The organism is Flavobacterium sp. (genome assembly GCF_027531705.1).
In the GTDB taxonomy this organism is placed as follows: Bacteria; Bacteroidota; Bacteroidia; order Flavobacteriales; family Flavobacteriaceae; genus Flavobacterium.
The window spans coordinates 1-18698 of record NZ_JAPZSP010000019.1; the positions used below are offsets into that span (position 1 = coordinate 1).

Below are 18698 nucleotides of genomic sequence, written 5' to 3' on the forward strand. Positions count from 1 at the left end.
CAACAAAAAATATACATAGAATTCCACAAACTATTAATAATGCTAATTACGCATTTATCAAAGTAAAAAGAAGGATTAATTCCTGCATCCATGTCAAACTTTTTTATTTTGAAACCATAGCCCATATAAAAATTTCCAGAAAAATTTCCGTTGGTATTGATTGCTTTAGAGGTAGTTTTCGCATTATCTAAATCAATATCTCTGTTATAAGTAATTAAATTAGAAGTTGTTCTAAAATAAACTCCTTGATACATATGAGATTCACTCAAAATATTATAATTATTATGAGATAGATTTATGCTATTGGTAAAAGATTGCTTCAAATCAGGATTTCCAATAATCTGATTAAAGAAATCTTGGTTGTTTCGCAAGGGTTGTAATTGGTCAATAGTTGGTTGGGTTGTTGCACCATTATAGTTTATCCTAAAATTACCATTGTTTTTGTATTTATAAGAAAAACTAGCCGAAGGAAATAGGTTGGTATAATTTCGTTTGTACTCTTTATTGAAGGTGTTATCAATCAAATCAAATGTGGTAAAACCAAAACCACTACCAAAGCTATAATTTATTTTTTTTGAGTTATAACTCATTTTTAAATTGGGTTTGTTAGTAATAATAGTTTGTTTAAATTGATTAGATAATCCAGTATTAAGTAAATCATATTGATTCGACAAAGTTGAAAAATCATAAGTTAATTGATTGTTTTTGCCTGTGTTGTAATCAATTTGATAACCAAGTTGTAAAGCCCAATTTTTTGCAATTGGTTCCGTATATACAAGGTTTACTGTAGAACTTTGAGTTGTTTTTTTACCAATCTTGTTTTGATTAAGACTTATAATAGATGAAGAAATTCCAGAAACAAAACTTTCATTATCAGATTTTAGATAATTATCAGAATCATTATTTAAACTATTCCAAGACAAGTTCATTGAAAAAGTTCGGCGTAATTTGGCAAATTTATGTTTGAACAAAAGAGAAGCCATTAATGATTGTTTATCCGATTTTGTATCAAGATTTTTTTGACTATTATTTTTTAGAATTCCGTTTTCATCTGTTGTAATTCCATTTGTAAATTCATTACTTTTAGTAGCATAAAAATTTGTTTTAGTGTTTATTTTAAGCGTATTTAATGAATCTAATTTCACATCATAAGTTGCATTTAATTTATAATTGGTTCTTGTGACATCTGTTTCAGTAGCAGTATTTTCATTTAGTTGTGTTTCACCAATTTGTGTTTTATTAAATCTTTTATTGTTATTAGTATAGATTTGATTATTAAATTTTGGCGTTAAATTTAAGGTTTGTTTGTCGTTCCATTTATTACTGTACTGTAATCCAGCATTTGTGTTTTTTATAAAGCCATTTTGCGTGTCAACTCGAGGTTCATCATCATTGTTTCCATCAATCCATTGGTAACTAACATTTCCATCATCATCCATATCCATCGAAACATTGTCGTTTCCACCACCAAACTTATCATTGTCTTGCCAATCTAATCCGTCTTGACCTGTATTTCCATTTAATAAAAAGGCAGAAATTTTCCTTTTTCCTTTAAATGAACTTAACATCAAATTAGTATTATACCTAGGATCTATGTCTATTAAAGGCCCATTTGCGGCATCTATTTTTCCAAAATGACCTTTCTTCTTATCATCTTTAAGTTTCAGATTTATTGTTTTTTGGCTTTTCCCATCGTCTATTCCAGTAAATTCTGCTTGATCACTTTTTTTATCAAATACTTGTACTGTTTTAACGGCATCGGCACGAAGATTTTTTGTAGCCATTCCAGGATCATCGCCAAAAAACTCTTCACCATCGACAAGAACTTTTTTAACCGTTTCGCCCATTGCTTTAATTTCGCCGTTTTTATCAACCTGAATACCGGGAAGTTTTTTTAGTAAGTCTTCGACATTAGCATTTACATCAACCTTATAATCGCTTGCTCTATAGCTAGTTGTATCACCTTTAATTCTCATTGAGCCACCTTTAATAAGAACTTCTTCCAGCAGCTTACTTTTACTAATTAGTACAATTGTTCCTAGCTTATTTTCGTTTTCTTTTATTTCTATATCATCTACATAGTCGGCAAATTTACTGTGAGATGTAGTCAATATATACTTTCCTGAGTTGATGTTTTTAATTAAAAAATGTCCTTCTTTATCTGACCTTGTAAATAGATATAAAATAGAATCTTTTGGCTTTAATAAAGCTATGACCGTATTTTGAACAGGATTTTTTTCTAAATCATTAACTTGTCCAAAGAGCGATCCTTTTTGAGAAAAGGACGAAAATGAAAATAATAATAAAGCAACAATTAAGAAATTAAATTTCAACATAATATAATTTTTAAGCATCTAAAAACAAATGTAAAGTTCTTTCTGACAAAAGCTAGAAAATAGTTGGTATTTAACATTTTTCTTGAAACTTTAATAAAGTTAGAAACGAGTTTTATTTAAAAATATTTTACTGAAATGTAAGATTGTTATTATGAATGAATAAATAGCAATAAACGACTTTAGATATAGATAAATGCAAAGTTCAAATGATTGCAAAAGTTTTGAAAATTGAAATTAAAGTAACAATAACGAATCGATTATAGGTTCAGTAACAGCTAATTATCCTACCAAGATTATTATTGAAACTGCTTTTGGAGGAAAACGAGTGGTGAATCCTTTGATTAGAGAACAATTGCCTCGAATTTGTTAAGTACAAAAATCCCAAATTCAAATCTTTAGTTGGAATTTGGGATTTTTAATATTGGAATTTAATTACTTTAATTTCAATATCCAAGAGCTCATTTTGTCTAGAACTGCTGGCGAAAAGGTTTGTTCAATTTCACCATATTCTGCAACCGAACCAATTTTTGCTTCCTGAAACAAATGGTTTAGATTTGGAAACTCAACTACTTCAAACGATTTGTTTTTTGCTTTTTCTAACGAAGATTTTATTCCAGCTAAGTTTTCTTTTGAAGTAACTTGAGCATCTAAACTTCCATTTAAAGCTAAAACGGGAATTTTAACTTTGCTCCAATAGACATCAGGATTAAATTTCAGAAAATAGACAAACCACGGATTAGAAATTTGTTTGGCTTCATTTTCTAGCATTTTTTTGATTTCGCTTTCAGGCGGCAATTGTTCTTTTGGAATTTTTTTCAAATCTTCGCTAAGTATTGCTTTTATTTCCAATTTTATGTTTTTTGTTGTTGTACCGTTTTTTGCAACTGCATATAGTTTTCTGTTTAATTCTTCGTTCATTTTCAAGTCAGCATCGCTTGCGCCATCTAATTTTGCAATAGCTTTAGATTGCAATTGTAACAATTCTTCAATAGGAATTCCAGGACCAGCAAGTGAAATTACAAATTTTACTTTATTATTTTGAGAAGCAACCATTGGCGCAATCATACCACCTTCACTATGTCCAGCCAATCCAATGTTTTTGTAACCTTTTAAAGCTAAAAAGTTTACAGCTGCATTAATATCGGTTGCAAAATTTTGAGATGTTGGAGTAGTATTGTTTCCTTTGTCCGAACCACCAATTCCTCTATCATCTAGGCGTAAAACAGCAATTCCCTTTTTGGCAAAATCATCAGCTATAACCCAAAAAGGTTTATGACCAAAAATCTCTTCATCTCTATTTTGTTGCCCAGAACCAGTTATCAAAACCACAACAGGAATGTTTTTTTTGTTTTTTGGAGTTGTTAAAGTTCCAGCCAACGTGTTCAAGTCTATCGGATTTACAAATGTAATTTCTTCCATTTCATAATCAAAAGGTGCTTTTGGCGTTTGAGGACGATTTAGTTTCGTTTCACCATCTTTTTTTCTTGATAAAACTAGTGGTAAATTCATGTCACCTTGACTAAACGTACCATCAATTTTGTCATTTACTAAAGTTCCTTTGAACTGAATTTTTATATTAGAAGCATCTAAAAAAAGCTCGTTTTTTTCAAATGTTGTATTGGCAATCGGAATGTCTTTTGCGCCTTGAGAAGGACTATCCAAAGTAGTTGTCAAACCAGTTTCAATTGATTTTATATTAAAAATTATAGGAAGTTTTGTTCCTTGAATAGCAAGTTCTCCTGCCCAAGAACCAATAATTTCTTGACCAAAGAAAGGTGTGAAAAACAAAACAAAAACGAAAAGCAAAAAAGTTTTTTTCATAAATAATGTAGTTTAAATTAATGGTAAAATAGTTTTAGAAAGTATTTCTGCAAAAAAAATGAGTAACCCAAAAACAACAAAGTGTATAGGTTTTTTAGCGTTGGTTGCCGTTTTAAATCCTTGAAATAAAAGTGTGATAGCATAAACTAATAAAAGAATTAAAACACATGATAGTACTAATATCATTACCAAATCCAATGGCTTTATTACTAATTTTTCTAATGAATTTATGTTTTTCTGTACTTCATTTTCAAACGATTTTAAAAAAGGAAAGGTCATTAATAACGCCATAAAATAAAATGGAATTCTAAAAAGAAAACCTGCGTTTAAAATATCAATAAATCTCGTTCGAGGATTTATTATTTTACCAAAAATGAAAAGCAAAAGAGTGATTAGAACTAAATCAAAACAGTTTTCTTTTAATGAATCAAAAAAAGTTAGTTCTGAGTTTAAATGAACATCAATTAGTCCATCGAAAGTTGCGCCGCATAGAAAAGCAACGTAGCTTCCAATACAAAAAGTAATTATTCCAAAAAACAATAATGTTTTTTCAGAAAATTTGTTAAACGGATTTATGAGTAATTGCCAATTCATACCATTATAAGTTTTTTAGTTGATTAATTTTTTCGATAAGATCATCCATTTTGTTTCGCATCGTAGGATAAGAATTGCCAGCTTGTTTAGCCATTTCTTTGATGCTGCCACTTGAAAGGAAAAATTCTAAAATAAAATCTTGTTCATCTCGGCTCAGTTTGAGGTAAAGAGGCAAGTCATAATTTCCGTTCACTTCGGTTTCGCATTGGTCACATTTCATCTGACTTACACGAAGTGAATTTTCACAACTCGGACAAATAACAGGTAGTTTCATTTTAATAAAGTTAAAATAATTTTTAATAAAATTAAAAAAATATTTATAAAAACAAATAAAAGTGAAAATAAATTTAAAAAACGAAACGATATCTGAGACAATAAATAAACCAATAAAATTAAGTCAACTGACGCAATTATATTAATTTCCGTCACTAAGCTGACGCAATTATATTAATTTCCGTCAATCAATAGACGCAATTAAAAATATTTTATTTAAATTTGCCTAAATTTTTTACTTATGGAAATAGCAAGAGTTGCGTTAGATTTGATTACTAAAAAGTTGCAACCCAACAAAGTTGTAGTGCTTTTGGGTGCAAGGCGAGTTGGAAAAACAATATTGATTGAAAAAGTAATCGAAAATTTGAACGAAAAACATCTTTTCCTTAATGGTGATGATGTTGAATCGCATAATTTATTAGAAACACAAAGTACGGCAAATTTTAATAGAATACTTGGCGACACAAGATTTTTAATAATTGACGAGGCACAAGAAATACCAAATATTGGGAAGAAATTGAAATTAATGGTCGATACTATTCCAAATTTAAAGGTTTTAGTAACGGGTTCATCTGCATTTGAAATTAACAATCAAATAGGCGAGCCATTAGTGGGCAGAATGAAAACGATTAATTTATATCCAATTGCGCAAATAGAATTTTCAAAAACAGAAAATTATATTGAAACTAGAAGTAATCTTGAAGACAGGTTGATTTTTGGGAGCTATCCTGAATTGAGCAAAATAATCAACAGAGAAGACAAAATAAGTTATCTAAAAGAAATAGTAAACACGCAGTTATTAAGAGATATATTCGCTTTTGAAGGCATTAAAAAAAGAGATAAAATTATAGCATTACTTCAGATAATCGCTTTTAGAACAGGAAGCGAAATATCATTAGAAAGTATAGGCCGCGATTTACAGATTAGTAAAAATACAGTAGAAAAATACTTAGATTTATTTAGCAAAGTATTTATAATTTATAGCGTATCCGGTTTTAACAAAAATAGAGACAACGAAATTACCAAAATGAAAAAGTGGTATTTTGTAGATAACGGAATTAGAAATGCCATCATCAATTCTTTTAATCCGCTAAACATGAGAGAAGACGCAGGAAAGCTGTGGGAAAACTATTTGAATTCGGAGCGAATAAAAAAACTAAGTTACCAAGAAACAGCTATTTTTGATTATTTTTGGAGAACACACACCAAACAAGAAATAGACAGATTGGAAGTTAAAAACGAACAAATAGCTGCATTTGAATATAAATATGGAAAAGCAAAAGGGAAAATTCCAACCGAATTTGCAAAATCCTATTCAGAGGCAACTTTTGAAATTATCAATCAAGACAATTATTTAGATTATATTTTATAAAAAAAATTCCAAATCCCAACTAAATATTGGAATTTGGAATTTTCTAAATTGGCACTTCGACTGCGCTCAGTGTGACAAAAAAACTACTTCGTTTCTTCTTCTTTTTTAGAAGTTGCTTGATCGCCTTTTGAAGCGTCTTTAAATTCTTTAATTCCTGTTCCTAATCCTTTCATTAATTCTGGAATTTTTTTACCTCCAAAAAGTAACAAAACGATAACTAGAATAACTATTATTTCGGTAGCACCTAATCTTCCCATGATTTATAAATTTTCGCTTTCGCAGATTTTTAATGTAAAATAATGAGCAAAGGTAAAAAGAAAAAAGATTAGATTTAATTTTAGCACAATTATTTATAGTTAAACTTCGTTAAATGTTTTCAATTCGTATAAAAGAACTTATTTTTCTATATTTGTGCTATAAACTTTAGCAACATGCTTAAAAGAATTTTTAATAAAGAGTTTTTAAAGAAAAAACTACTTACCAAAAACCGTTTACTAATAGTAAACGAAGATTCTTTTGAAGAACTTTTCTCGTTTCGACTTACTTTGATGAACGTTTTTGTTGTAGCAACTTTAGGAGCAATTCTCATAATTACAGCAACTACCTTTTTAATAGCTTTTACACCGTTAAAAGAATATATACCAGGATTTGCTTCATCTGAGTTAAAAAGAGAAGCTACCGAATTAGCACTAAAATCTGATTCATTATCATTTGCTATCAAAAAAAATGAAGCTTATTTAGCTTCCATCAAAAAAGTTTTAAACGGCGATTTAGAATACGAAAAAGTAAATAAAGATTCGATTTTGGCTGTTACAAAAGAAGACTTTTCAGAAGAAGATCTAAAACCTTCTGAAGCCGAAATTCAACTAAGAGAAGAAGTTCTTGCCGAAGAAAACAAAATCAATTTAGAAAAAAAGAAAAAATAATATGTTCAATTTAGACAACATTTTGTTTTTACCAGCCTTAACAAGCATAATTTTTTTAATTGCAGGTCTTGTTATGTATAGTTTTCCACCTAAAAAAATTAATTATTTGTATGGTTATCGAACCAATTCTTCAATGAAATCGCAAGAAAGATGGGATTTTGCTCAAAAATATTCTTCAATTCAAATGATAAAGTTAGCACTACTAATGTTCGTTATTTCTTTGATTTTCTCATTTTTTAAAATTAGTGAAAACTTGAATTTAATCTTTGGATTAATAGTTTTATTAATTGGAGTTTCATTTATGTTTTACAAAGTCGAAAAGGCAATCAAAGTTAATTTTCCTAACTAAAATAAGATGTCATTAAAATCAATTGCCGCTAAGGTTTTTGCAAAAAAAATTCACCAAAAAACGATTAAATGGGCATCAAATCCTGTTGAAACGCAACAAAAAGTTTTTGAAAGTTTAATTCGTCAAGCAGCCACAACGCAGTTTGGAAAAGACCATCATTTTTCTCAAATCAAAACCTTTCAAGACTTTGCCAATCAAGTACCAGTTCGCGATTATGAAGCATTAAAACCTTATGTTGACCGAGTTGTAAGCGGCGAAGAAAACATTCTCTGGAAAGGAAAACCCATTTATTTTGCAAAAACTTCAGGAACAACATCTGGTGCCAAATATATTCCACTTACCAAAGAATCAATGCCTTTTCATATAGAAGCAGCACGAAATGCCATTTTGAGTTACATTCACGAAACAGGAAACGCCGATTTTGTAAACGGAAAAATGATTTTCTTGCAAGGAAGCCCAATATTGGAAGAAAAAAACGGAATCAAACTAGGCAGATTATCAGGAATTGTAGCGCATTTTGTTCCCAAATATTTACAGAAAAACCGACTTCCTTCTTGGCAAACCAATTGCATCGAAGACTGGGAAACCAAGGTAAATGCTATTGTAGATGAAACCATCAACCAAGATATGGCAGTCATTTCCGGAATTCCATCTTGGGTACAAATGTATTTCGAAAAACTCAAAGAAAAAGCCAATAAACCAGTTGGTGAACTATTTAAAAACTTCAATCTTTTCATTTATGGCGGCGTAAATTACGAACCATACAGAGCCAAATTTGAAAATCTTATTGGTCGAAAAGTTGATTCCATTGAGCTATTTCCAGCTTCCGAAGGATTTTTTGCTTACCAAGATTCTCAAAAAGAAAAAGGAATGCTATTGTTGCTAAACGCTGGTATTTTCTACGAATTCATAAAAGCCGACGAATTTTTCACCGAAAATCCAAGAAGATATACCATTGGTGAAGTTGAACTAAACGTAAATTATGTTCTGATAATTTCCACCAACGCTGGACTTTGGGCCTACAACATTGGCGACACGGTTCAGTTTACAAGCCTAAAACCTTATCGAGTTATCGTTTCGGGTCGAATCAAGCATTATATTTCGGCTTTCGGCGAGCACGTAATCGGCAAAGAAGTCGAGTGCGCGCTACAAGAAGCCATGAAAGACACCACTATTCGAGTAAACGAATTTACGGTAGCGCCTCAAATCGCTCCAAATAAGGGCTTGCCTTATCACGAATGGTTTATCGAATTTGAAAACGAACCCAATAATCTCGAAGAATTTGCGTTATCTATCGATGCACAAATGCGAAAACAAAACGTGTATTACGACGATTTGATAGTTGGAAAAGTATTGCGAACATTAGTAATTACTAAGGTTTCCAAAAATGGTTTTCAAGAGTATATGAAATCAATAGGCAAACTTGGCGGACAAAATAAGCTACCAAGATTATCAAACGACAGAACAATTGCTGACAAATTAGTTTAAAAATTAGGAGCGAATGGCTTGGGCTTTTTCGACAATCCATTTTCCCGCTTTGCATTCCAATCTTTTCTTTTTTAAAGAAAAAAAGAAAAGGATTTCCACTGCAATCGGGGCTATAAAGCAAACAAAAGGAATAAAATGAAATTTAAAATAACAATTCTTCTTTTACTTACCAATCTAATTTCGGCTCAAATAAAAGGCGTTGTAAAAGACAGTATTACAGGCAAACCTATTTCATTTGTAAACATTTGGGTAGAAAATGAAAACATAGCCGCCACAACCGAAGAAGATGGAACTTTTGTTATAAACACAACTTCCAAAAGTCAAAAACTTTTCTTTTCAGCCTTAGGATTTGAAAAGAAAAGCGTTAAACTTGCTGACGCTTCACAGGTCATTTTAAAACCCATTTCATACGAACTTCAAGAAATCAATATTCTAAAAAAGTTAGAAACGAAACAAATAGAGATCGGAAAAACCGCAAGCGGAATTTACCAAGCTTTCGATAATGGTCCAAAAATCGACGTCAAGTTTTTTCCATACAAAACAAGTTACAAGAAAACCAAATTCATAAAACAACTAAGACTTCAAACCGACAGTAAAGTTGAAAACGCAACAGTAAAAATTCATTTTTATTCTGTAAATCCTGATTGTTCACCTGGCGAAGAACTTCTAAAAAAAGACTTAATTATTACAGTAAAAAAAGGAGTAAATAATAGCCGAGTAAATCTTTCAGAACGAAATTTAATAATGCCCAAAAACGGATTATATGTAGGTTTTGAAAAATTAAATATAGAAAGTAATAAAGAAGGAAAATCGTATTATCCATTTGTTTTATACAGTCATGACGAAAAATATTTCGCTTACACCTTTTCTGGTGGAAAATGGAACAAAGAAACAAGACTTGCTAACGATGGTTCATTAGCCAAATTTAGGGTATTTGAACCAGCGATAAATCTAATACTTAGCAATTAATCCATAAAATTTGTACATTTGCAGGTTATAAGACAAAATTTAATGAAGGAAATTAAAAACATTTCGCGTTCTCGAGCGCAAGAATCGTCGGCAGCCATCGAACGATTGTACATTACTATGAGACATTTATTCAACAGAGGTTTTTACAAACCAATGGGTGTTTCAGGAGAAACTTTAAGAGAAGCCTTATTAGCGCTTCGACCAGAAATTTACGGAAGTATTGCAGATGAAAAAGTAGAGCTTAACGGTTTGCTTTATGTAATAGAAAGGCTTCCAGTAGGCATTGAAGAATGTCGTTACATCAACTTAACTTCGGATGAAGGCTATTCTAAATCACATTTTCAAGCAATAATTCCGCCAAAAAGAAGAAGAAATTGTTACAGAATTGATGAAGAACAAATGAATGTCGAAATCACACGTGGACGTTCAGACATCTACGATATTTTAACACATTTGACTTTTATTTTCATCGAATCTCACAAAATAAAAGACAGAGTTTTACTTGACGAAAGCAATGAAGTAACGCGCGATTGGTTAAAACTAGAACAAGCCGCTTTGCAAACCAAAAAGTTGACTCAAATAGAAAAAGAAAAAGCAATTTCGCATACTTCTAACGTTTTAGGTAGAACTTTTGCTGAGGTTTTAGATATTTATGATGCTTTTGGCACAACCGAAAAACCAGACAGATTTCTACACGTTATTTACTGGTTAGGAAAAATTGCCATAGAAGAAGTTCTTGATAATAACAAGCGTACTATCACTTTCAGTCCAATTTTAAGAGAAAGACTCGGGCATCATATACATGGAGAAATATGGGCAACCAATATCAAAGAAGTTTTAAACGACAACAATCTTATTGATAGACCAATTCATATTATTAGTGCTAATATGCACTCGGTTATGAATTCAATTTTTGCGACACATGTTTTGGGAGTAAAATACAAAGGAAAATCAGAATACGATATTTACGAAGATTTAAGTGCTTCAGGCAGCAAAGATTTGAGAAATAAAGTCGAAACTTTCGCTTTGCAACATGGTATGATTTCACTTCCAGATCAATCAGGAACCAATATTGATGTTCAGATTTTTGATACAGCCAAAATTGATTGGGCAAAATCAAGTTTTCCAAAAGCTTCTATAAAAGGTGAAAATCCCGTTATCATTGTAATGGATTATGCTTTTGGTGAGCAAGCTTATGAAACAATTGACGAGTTATTAAAACCTTTCAAAAACAAGAAAAACAACTTATTTTTGAATGTCGAATCAGTTTCAATAATGGGAAAAGCAGGTATTCTTCAAGGTGGAAAAGGCGACATTATGATTCCGAATGCACACATTAACGAAGGAACAGCAGATAATTATCCTTTTGAAAATGAATTGACAGCCAAAATGTTTGAAGGAAATGGCATTCCAGTATTTGCAGGACCAATGGTTACCGTTTTGGGAACATCACTTCAAAACAAAGACTTATTGAAATTTTTTCACGAGTCAACTTGGGGAGCAATTGGACTAGAAATGGAAGGTTCTTACTATCAAAAAGCCATACAATCGGCTTCTAAAATTAGAAAGAGTATAAATCCAAATGTAAAAGTTCGTTATGCCTATTATGCATCAGATAATCCATTAGAAACAGGAAGTACATTAGCTTCTGGTGGACTTGGAACGACTGGTGTCAAACCAACGTATTTAATCACAATTAAAATAGTAGAACAAATTTTTAACATAAAATAATTAAAATGAGCACAAACACAAATCACGACCAAGAAGAAATTGATTTAGGACAGTTGTTTGGAAAAATAGGTAATTTTTTTAGTAATATAACTACAAGTATTTTCAAAGGAATTCTTTTTGTTCAAAAGAATATCATTTTATTAATAGCACTAGTTGTAGTTGGAGCAGGATTAGGTTATTATCTCGATTCTGAAACTAAAGTTTACAATCATGAAGTTATAGTTTCTCCTAATTTTGGAAGTGTTGATTATTTATATAATAAGATTAATTTAATTAATTCAAGAATACAACAACGAGACACTTCATTTCTTAAATCAATTGGAATTGCCGAACCAAAAAACATTTCTAAAATAGCTATAAAACCAGTTATAGACATTTATAGTTTTGTTAACGAAAATAGGGGTACTGCAAACAACGCTGAAAACACACAAAACTTTGAATTAGTAAAATTATTAGCTGAAGATGGTGATATTAATAAAGTAATCAAAGATTCGTTAACAAGTAGAAACTATAATCATCATAAGATTTTAATAGTAACAGATGGTTTTACTACCAATAAACAAACAATAGATCCGATATTAAATTATTTAAATGAGAGTAGTTTTTATAAAGAGTTTCAAAAAACATATATAAACAACTTTTACAGTAAAATTAATCAAAACCAAATAGTTATAAAACAGATTGATACGTTATTAAGTCAATTTTCTAATAACATAAAAAATCAGAAAAATGACAAGTTAGTTTATTATAACGAAAACACACAATTAAATGGTCTAATTGATCAAAAGAATGGATTATTTAATGAAATTAATGGTATAAAAACACAATTGATTTCTTTAAATAAAATAATTTTAGACAAAAGTAGAGTCATTAATGTAAAAAACACAAAAGGATTAAACAATAAAATGAAGTTAGTGCTTCCTATTGTGTTCGTTTTTGGGTTTATATTCTTTAGTTTATTTTTATCTTTTTACAAAAAACAAAAAGCAAAACTTTCTAACAAATAAATTTTTTAGTTTATGAAAGGAATAATTTTAGCAGGTGGTTCGGGAACAAGATTGCATCCACTTACAATAGCGGTTAGTAAACAACTAATGCCAATATACGACAAACCGATGATTTATTATCCGTTGTCAACGCTTATATGGTCTGGCATTAGAGAAATATTAATTATTTCAACACCACATGATTTACCGCTTTTTAGAACACTTCTAGGTGACGGAAAAAAATTTGGATGCAGATTTGAATACGAAGTACAAGAACATCCAAATGGACTTGCAGAAGCATTCATAATCGGAAAAGAATTTATCGGAAATGATAAAGTAGCATTGGTTTTGGGCGATAATATTTTTTACGGAACTGGACTTGCTAATTTGCTACAAGCTAATAACAATCCTGATGGTGGAATTATTTATGCTTATCATGTTCACGACCCTGAACGTTATGGAGTTGTAGATTTTGATAAAGAAGGAAAAGTGCTTTCTATTGAAGAGAAACCTCAAGTTCCAAAGTCAAATTATGCTGTACCTGGAATTTATTTTTATGATAATGATGTCGTAGAAATTGCTTCTAATATTAAACCAAGTCATCGAGGTGAAATTGAAATAACCGATGTGAACAAAGAATATCTTCGTAGAGGAAAACTAAAAGTTAGTATTCTTGACAGAGGAACTGCTTGGTTTGACACAGGAACTTTTAATTCGCTAATGCAAGCTTCACAATTTGTTCAAGTTATTGAAGAACGACAAGGATTAAAAATTGGTTCGATTGAAGAAGCAGCTTATAGAATGGGATTTATTGATAAAGACCAATTGAAATTGCTTGCAGAACCATTGTTAAAAAGTGGGTATGGAAATCATTTAATGAGTATTTTACAAGAATAATATGAATTTTATAGCCACAAAACTAGAAGGTTGTTATATTATTGAGCCAAAAATAATAACAGATGAAAGAGGCTATTTCATGGAAAGTTTCAATGAGAGAACTTTTCAGAAAGGTGTAGGTCAAGAAGTTCATTTTGTTCAAGACAACCAATCTTTTTCAACCAGAGGCGTTTTGCGCGGATTGCATTATCAAACAGGAGAGCATGCTCAAGCCAAATTGGTAAGAGTTCTGCAAGGAGAAGTTTTAGACGTAGCGGTAGATATTCGTCCAAATTCTGCGACATACGGACAGTTTGAAGCAATATTGTTATCAGGTGAAAATCAAAAACAATTTTTTATACCTAGAGGTTTTGCTCACGGTTTTTTAGTATTGAGCGAAACGGCAACATTTTTTTATAAATGTGATAATTTTTACAATAAAGAAAGCGAAGGCGGATTACTTTATAACGATAAAAGTATAGGAATTAATTGGAATTTTAACGAGAGTGATTTAATTATTTCAGAAAAAGATCAAATTCTTCCAACTCTTGAAAACGCCAAAAAAGTATGGTAGTTTTAGTAACAGGTGCAAACGGACAATTAGGACAATCTCTTCAATTTATTGCTGATAATTATCCTCAAATAGATTTTGTTTTCTGTTCATCGTCTGAACTTGACATTACCAATTTAGATACTTGTAAAGCGGTTTTTTCAAAGTATAAGCCCAATTATTGTATCAATACAGCAGCCTACACAGCCGTTGATAAAGCCGAAAGTGAAACAGAAAAAGCAATTGCTATAAATGTAACTGGAGCCAAAAACCTAGCATTAGTATGTAAAGAACAGGATTCGGTTTTGTTACATGTTTCAACCGATTTTGTTTTTGACGGAAATAAGAAAGCGTCATATACTGAAGATGATGTTCCTAACCCAACAGGAGTTTATGGACAAACCAAGTTAGATGGTGAAAAAGCAATTCAAGAGGCTTTTGAAAATTATTTCATAATAAGAACATCTTGGGTTTACTCACAATTTGGAAATAATTTCATGAAAACCATGTTACGATTGGCATCAGAAAGAGATAGTTTGTCAGTAGTAAATGACCAAATAGGAACACCAACAAACGCTGTTGATTTAGCGGAAGTTTTAGTTAGTATGGTTTGTCACACTGAGCGCAGTCGAAGTGCTTCCTCCAATCTCCAACCTCCAACTTCCAACCTTTTCGGAATTTATAATTTTTCCAACGAAGGTCAATGTTCATGGTACGATTTTGCTAAAAAAATATTTGAATTTAATGGCATTAAAATTGATTTAAAACCAATTCCAACCACTAGTTTTCCAACTCCAGCCAAAAGGCCAGCTTATAGTGTTTTAGACAAAAGCAAAATAAAAAATGTATTTGGTATTGATATAAAAAATTGGGAAGAAAGCTTAAAGACTTTAATTTTTCCATCATAAAGGAAAATTATCTAGTTTATTTTAGATTATAATGGAAAACCAGCTACTTTTTATATCAATTTTTTTATTGTGTTAAAACAAAATAACCTAGTAATTTTAAATAATTAGTTTAAATTTACAAGTTTAATTGATGTAAAATCAAATTAAACTTGTAAATTTGCAAAAAATAGATTAATGATTACTCGCGAATTAAGTATAGAAATAATTCCTCTGTTGGATTTTTTCCCTTGTGTAGCCATTCTTGGTTCTAGACAAGTTGGGAAAACTACTTTTGTAAAAAATTTGCAACCTTTTATAGACAAACCTATTTTATATTTAGATTTAGAAGATACTAATGATTACGAAATTTTAAGCACTAATGCCCAGTGGTTTCTTACTCAAAATAAGGAAAAACTAATCATTATTGACGAAATTCAAAGAGAAACCAAATTATTTCCATTACTCCGTTCCTTAATTGACAAACAAGATAAACCGGGACAATTAATACTATTAGGTTCTGCATCACCAGAATTATTAGCTAAAAGCTCCGAAACATTAGCAGGAAGAATAGTTTACAAAGAGCTTACACCTTTAACTCGATTTGAAACACTTCAATATTCTCAGGAAGAACATTGGTTTAGAGGTGGTTATCCCAAAGCGTTTTTAGCACCAAATGATTTTTTGTGGCAACAATGGCATCAAGCCTATTTAAAAACGTATGTAGAAACCGATTTGAGAATGTTAGGCTTAAACGCATCGCCCATTTTAATTACCAAATTGCTACGAATGATTGCCTCTATTCAAGGTTCGGTTATTAATTATTCTATGTTAGGTAACGCATTAGGAATAACAAGTGTTCAAGTAAAAAAGTATATTGATTTTTTAGAGCATTCGTTCATTATCAGAAGAATAGAACCTTTTTATATCAACATCGGAAAACGATTAGTAAAAAGCCCGAAAATATACATTCGAGATACTGGAATATTACATTCAATTTTACAAATTAATTCTTATGACGAGTTAATTTCCAATCCAATAGCCGGAAATTCTTGGGAAGGATATGTAATCGAACAGATAATATCAAAGTTAAATAGTAATTGCACACCTTATTTTTATAGAACCCAAAGTGGCGCAGAAGTTGATATGTGTATTACAAAAGGAAATGAAATTATTGCAACTATTGAAATAAAATTGTCAAACAATCCAAAGATAAGTAGAGGAAATACAGAATCAATTAACGATTTAAAAACCAAATCAAATTTTATAGTTACTTTTGGAAATTCAGATTATCAACTAAATGAATTTTGGAAAGTAGTTGATTTGAAAACACTATATAAAGAGTTAAAAAAATTAAATATTACAAAATAACCTTGAAAAAGAAACTTACTCTTATCGGAATTCTGCTATTTAATTTGTCACTACTTTTTGCTCAAAAAACAAGCAAAATAGAAGTGGAATATTCCGACTTTGCCGATGTTAATCAGGTTGAACTTCCTGATGCATTATTATTAACAGGAAATGTTAGAGTTAGTCATGATGGAATAATAATGACTTGTAACAAAGCCTATTATTATCAAAAAGAAAATTACATAAAAGCTTTTGGTGATGTCGAAATGATTCAAGGCGACACGTTAACAATGACCAGTAAATATGCCGAATATAATGGTGCCATAAAAAAAGCATACGCTTCGGGAAATGTAGTTATGGATTCACCAGAATCTACCTTAACTACCGATACAATCTATTTTGACAGAAATATTCAAGAAGTTTATTTTAATAGTAATGGAACGATTGTAAATAAAAACAATACTTTAAAAAGTAAAGCGGGTCGTTACTATGTAAAAGAAAAAAAATACCAGTTTTTGTCAGCAGTAGAGTTGAAAAATCCTGAATACACAATAAAATCCAATCATTTAGATTACAAAACAACCCAAGGAAATTCGGTTTTAAAAGGACCTTCAACTATTGTTGGTAAAGAAACCTTTATTTACACCGAAAACGGACATTATAATAGCAAGAAAAACACGGGATATTTTCTGCAAAAATCCTATATAAAATACAAAGATCGATTGATAGAAGGTGACAGTTTATATTATGATAGAAAAATTGAATATGCCGCAGGAACCAATAATGTAAAAATTACCGATTCAATAAACAAAGCTATTGTTAAAGGTCATTATGGTGAAGTCTTTAAACAAAAGGATTCGGTTTATATAACTAAACATGCTTCTATTCGATTTTTATCTGAGAAAGATTCCATGTTTATTCATGCCAAAAAGATTTTTCTAACAGGAAAAACAGGTGAAAGAGTTATAAGAGGACAAAAGAATGTTCGCTTTTACAAAACAGATTTGAGTGGTAAGTGCGATTCAATTCATTCCGATCAAAAAAAGGCGCTTACTCAATTGATAGGAAAACCAATTTTATGGAATTTTGATAACCAATTAACAGGCGATTTAATGCACTTAATTGGTAATAACAAAACCGAAAAAATAGATTCATTAAAAGTTTTGAATAACTCGTTTATAATATCAAAAGACACGGTTGGAACGGGTTATAATCAGGTTAAAGGACTCAATTTGTATTCCAAGTTCAAGAATAATAAAATATACGAAACCGATGTTGTCAAAAACGCAGAGGTTATTTTTTATATGCGAAATGACGCCCAAGAACTCATAGGCATTAACAAGTCTGTTTGTAGCAAGATAAACATGATAATGGATGATAATAACAAAATAGAAACCATTACGTTGTTCAACAATCCAGATGGCGACATTTTTCCAGAAAAAGACCTACCCGAAAACGCAAGATTACTAAGAGGTTTTGAATGGCGTGGCGACGAACGAATAAAAAGTAAAGACGATATTTATCCAGCTGATGAGGTTGAGTTGCATAATGCTATTGTTTTGAGGAGTAAAGAGAAGTATGAAGAGGAGAAAATAGGACGGGATATCGAAGAGAATAAATTAAAAGATAAGCTAACGGGAGATGATGTTTACAATGAGATTTTTAAAAAATACAATAATAGATTAGTAAGAGACAAAAACAACCAACTTTTCTTAGTTAAAAATTTTAAGTTTAAGTTTTCTTATGAAGCCAAAATTATAGATCAATATAAAAAAAAGCATCCAAAATATAAGGATGAAATTAAAATTGATACTGTTTTATGGGATTTTAAAAGTATGCAATATGGCAAATACGATGGCGGATTATTTTACGGAGAAGAAGTGTCATCGGAGATTGAATATCCAAAAAAAGAATATTTGACCTATGAAGAAATTTTTGAGCTTTATGATGGCAGAATTATTATTGATAAAAACTCTCAAGAGCTTTTAGTAAAAAACGGTAAATTTAACTTTCCAACCGATAGAGTTTCATTCAAAATCACCAATAAAGAAAGTCCAAATTACAGGAAAATTATAAGAATAAACCAAGCTTTATGGGATTGGAAAACAATGCAATTTGGTAAATATTATGGGGATACTTTATCGGGAAATGAAAAAGAATAATTTTTATATTTTTATAAACTTTTGAATGGAA

General features: G+C 30.6%; 17 protein-coding genes. 12 read left to right on the top strand and 5 right to left on the bottom strand.

Features of this window, described 5'->3' with window-relative positions; translation table 11 throughout:
* The 4 genes from O9267_RS07485 to O9267_RS07500 form a co-directional block, all read right to left on the bottom strand.
* A partial coding sequence (locus O9267_RS07485; RefSeq protein WP_298177740.1) for an outer membrane beta-barrel protein occupies positions 1-2336 on the bottom strand: 2336 nt, incomplete at its 3' end.
* 432 nt (positions 2337-2768) lie between these two features.
* Entirely contained in the window at positions 2769-4157 is a 1389-nt protein-coding gene (locus O9267_RS07490; RefSeq protein ID WP_298177742.1) for an alpha/beta hydrolase, read from the bottom strand.
* A 12-nt stretch (positions 4158-4169) separates the two neighbouring features.
* On the bottom strand, positions 4170-4751 hold the full coding sequence (locus tag O9267_RS07495) for a hypothetical protein (RefSeq protein WP_298177744.1): 582 nt from the start codon (positions 4749-4751) through the stop codon (positions 4170-4172).
* 4 nt (positions 4752-4755) lie between these two features.
* The gene (locus O9267_RS07500; RefSeq protein ID WP_298177746.1) at positions 4756-5025 is read right to left on the bottom strand and encodes a DUF2089 family protein; all 270 of its coding nucleotides are present in this window, start codon (positions 5023-5025) and stop codon (positions 4756-4758) included.
* A gap of 240 nt (positions 5026-5265) precedes the next feature.
* Here O9267_RS07500 and O9267_RS07505 point away from each other — a divergent pair, with 240 nt between their 5' ends.
* On the top strand, positions 5266-6396 hold the full coding sequence (locus O9267_RS07505) for an ATP-binding protein (RefSeq protein ID WP_298177748.1): 1131 nt from the start codon (positions 5266-5268) through the stop codon (positions 6394-6396).
* An 83-nt stretch (positions 6397-6479) separates the two neighbouring features.
* On the opposite strand, the gene tatA is transcribed toward O9267_RS07505, so the two are convergent.
* Complete coding sequence (gene tatA / locus O9267_RS07510) at positions 6480-6653, bottom strand: twin-arginine translocase TatA/TatE family subunit (RefSeq protein WP_298177750.1); 174 nt, start codon at positions 6651-6653, stop codon at positions 6480-6482.
* A gap of 174 nt (positions 6654-6827) precedes the next feature.
* Here tatA and O9267_RS07515 point away from each other — a divergent pair, with 174 nt between their 5' ends.
* From O9267_RS07515 to O9267_RS07565, 11 genes are all read left to right on the top strand, one after another.
* Positions 6828-7322, top strand: a complete 495-nt coding sequence (locus O9267_RS07515) for a peptidase (protein ID WP_298177752.1) — start codon at positions 6828-6830, stop codon at positions 7320-7322.
* A gap of 1 nt (position 7323) precedes the next feature.
* Entirely contained in the window at positions 7324-7671 is a 348-nt protein-coding gene (locus O9267_RS07520; RefSeq protein ID WP_298177753.1) for an SdpI family protein, read from the top strand.
* A gap of 6 nt (positions 7672-7677) precedes the next feature.
* The gene (locus O9267_RS07525; RefSeq protein WP_298177755.1) at positions 7678-9159 is read left to right on the top strand and encodes a GH3 auxin-responsive promoter family protein; all 1482 of its coding nucleotides are present in this window, start codon (positions 7678-7680) and stop codon (positions 9157-9159) included.
* Positions 9160-9294: 135 nt separating this feature from the next.
* A complete protein-coding gene (locus O9267_RS07530; RefSeq protein ID WP_298177757.1) occupies positions 9295-10128 on the top strand; it encodes a carboxypeptidase-like regulatory domain-containing protein in 834 nt (277 codons plus the stop codon).
* Between the two features lie 42 nt (positions 10129-10170).
* Positions 10171-11859 carry a hypothetical protein gene (locus tag O9267_RS07535; RefSeq protein ID WP_298177760.1) on the top strand — a complete coding sequence of 563 codons (1689 nt, stop codon included), beginning with the start codon at positions 10171-10173 and terminating at the stop codon, positions 11857-11859.
* A 5-nt stretch (positions 11860-11864) separates the two neighbouring features.
* Complete coding sequence (locus O9267_RS07540) at positions 11865-12866, top strand: hypothetical protein (RefSeq protein WP_298177762.1); 1002 nt, start codon at positions 11865-11867, stop codon at positions 12864-12866.
* 12 nt (positions 12867-12878) lie between these two features.
* Positions 12879-13742, top strand: coding sequence for a glucose-1-phosphate thymidylyltransferase RfbA (rfbA, locus tag O9267_RS07545; protein ID WP_298177764.1), 864 nt, complete (start codon positions 12879-12881; stop codon positions 13740-13742).
* Between the two features lies 1 nt (position 13743).
* The gene (rfbC, locus tag O9267_RS07550; protein WP_298177766.1) at positions 13744-14295 is read left to right on the top strand and encodes a dTDP-4-dehydrorhamnose 3,5-epimerase; all 552 of its coding nucleotides are present in this window, start codon (positions 13744-13746) and stop codon (positions 14293-14295) included.
* Positions 14289-15179, top strand: a complete 891-nt coding sequence (rfbD, locus tag O9267_RS07555; protein ID WP_298177768.1) for a dTDP-4-dehydrorhamnose reductase — start codon at positions 14289-14291, stop codon at positions 15177-15179. The genes rfbC and rfbD overlap by 7 nt, the downstream gene beginning before the upstream one ends.
* Positions 15180-15353: 174 nt before the next feature.
* Positions 15354-16526: an ATP-binding protein gene (locus O9267_RS07560; protein ID WP_298177770.1), complete on the top strand. Its 1173-nt coding sequence runs from the start codon at positions 15354-15356 to the stop codon at positions 16524-16526.
* A gap of 2 nt (positions 16527-16528) precedes the next feature.
* The gene (locus tag O9267_RS07565; RefSeq protein WP_366522001.1) at positions 16529-18667 is read left to right on the top strand and encodes an OstA-like protein; all 2139 of its coding nucleotides are present in this window, start codon (positions 16529-16531) and stop codon (positions 18665-18667) included.
* The last annotated feature ends 31 nt before the right edge of the window (positions 18668-18698 follow it).

Bases quoted from the DNA above. Each gene is read 5' to 3' on its own strand.
- O9267_RS07490 (WP_298177742.1), bottom strand. From the start codon at position 4,157: ATGAAAAAAACTTTTTTGCTTTTCGTTTTTGTTTTGTTTTTCACACCT.
- O9267_RS07495 (WP_298177744.1), bottom strand. From the start codon at position 4,751: ATGAATTGGCAATTACTCATAAATCCGTTTAACAAATTTTCTGAAAAA.
- O9267_RS07500 (WP_298177746.1), bottom strand. From the start codon at position 5,025: ATGAAACTACCTGTTATTTGTCCGAGTTGTGAAAATTCACTTCGTGTA.
- O9267_RS07505 (WP_298177748.1), top strand. From the start codon at position 5,266: ATGGAAATAGCAAGAGTTGCGTTAGATTTGATTACTAAAAAGTTGCAA.
- tatA (WP_298177750.1), bottom strand. From the start codon at position 6,653: ATGGGAAGATTAGGTGCTACCGAAATAATAGTTATTCTAGTTATCGTT.
- O9267_RS07515 (WP_298177752.1), top strand. From the start codon at position 6,828: ATGCTTAAAAGAATTTTTAATAAAGAGTTTTTAAAGAAAAAACTACTT.
- O9267_RS07520 (WP_298177753.1), top strand. From the start codon at position 7,324: ATGTTCAATTTAGACAACATTTTGTTTTTACCAGCCTTAACAAGCATA.
- O9267_RS07525 (WP_298177755.1), top strand. From the start codon at position 7,678: ATGTCATTAAAATCAATTGCCGCTAAGGTTTTTGCAAAAAAAATTCAC.
- O9267_RS07530 (WP_298177757.1), top strand. From the start codon at position 9,295: ATGAAATTTAAAATAACAATTCTTCTTTTACTTACCAATCTAATTTCG.
- O9267_RS07535 (WP_298177760.1), top strand. From the start codon at position 10,171: ATGAAGGAAATTAAAAACATTTCGCGTTCTCGAGCGCAAGAATCGTCG.
- O9267_RS07540 (WP_298177762.1), top strand. From the start codon at position 11,865: ATGAGCACAAACACAAATCACGACCAAGAAGAAATTGATTTAGGACAG.
- rfbA (WP_298177764.1), top strand. From the start codon at position 12,879: ATGAAAGGAATAATTTTAGCAGGTGGTTCGGGAACAAGATTGCATCCA.
- rfbC (WP_298177766.1), top strand. From the start codon at position 13,744: ATGAATTTTATAGCCACAAAACTAGAAGGTTGTTATATTATTGAGCCA.
- rfbD (WP_298177768.1), top strand. From the start codon at position 14,289: ATGGTAGTTTTAGTAACAGGTGCAAACGGACAATTAGGACAATCTCTT.
- O9267_RS07560 (WP_298177770.1), top strand. From the start codon at position 15,354: ATGATTACTCGCGAATTAAGTATAGAAATAATTCCTCTGTTGGATTTT.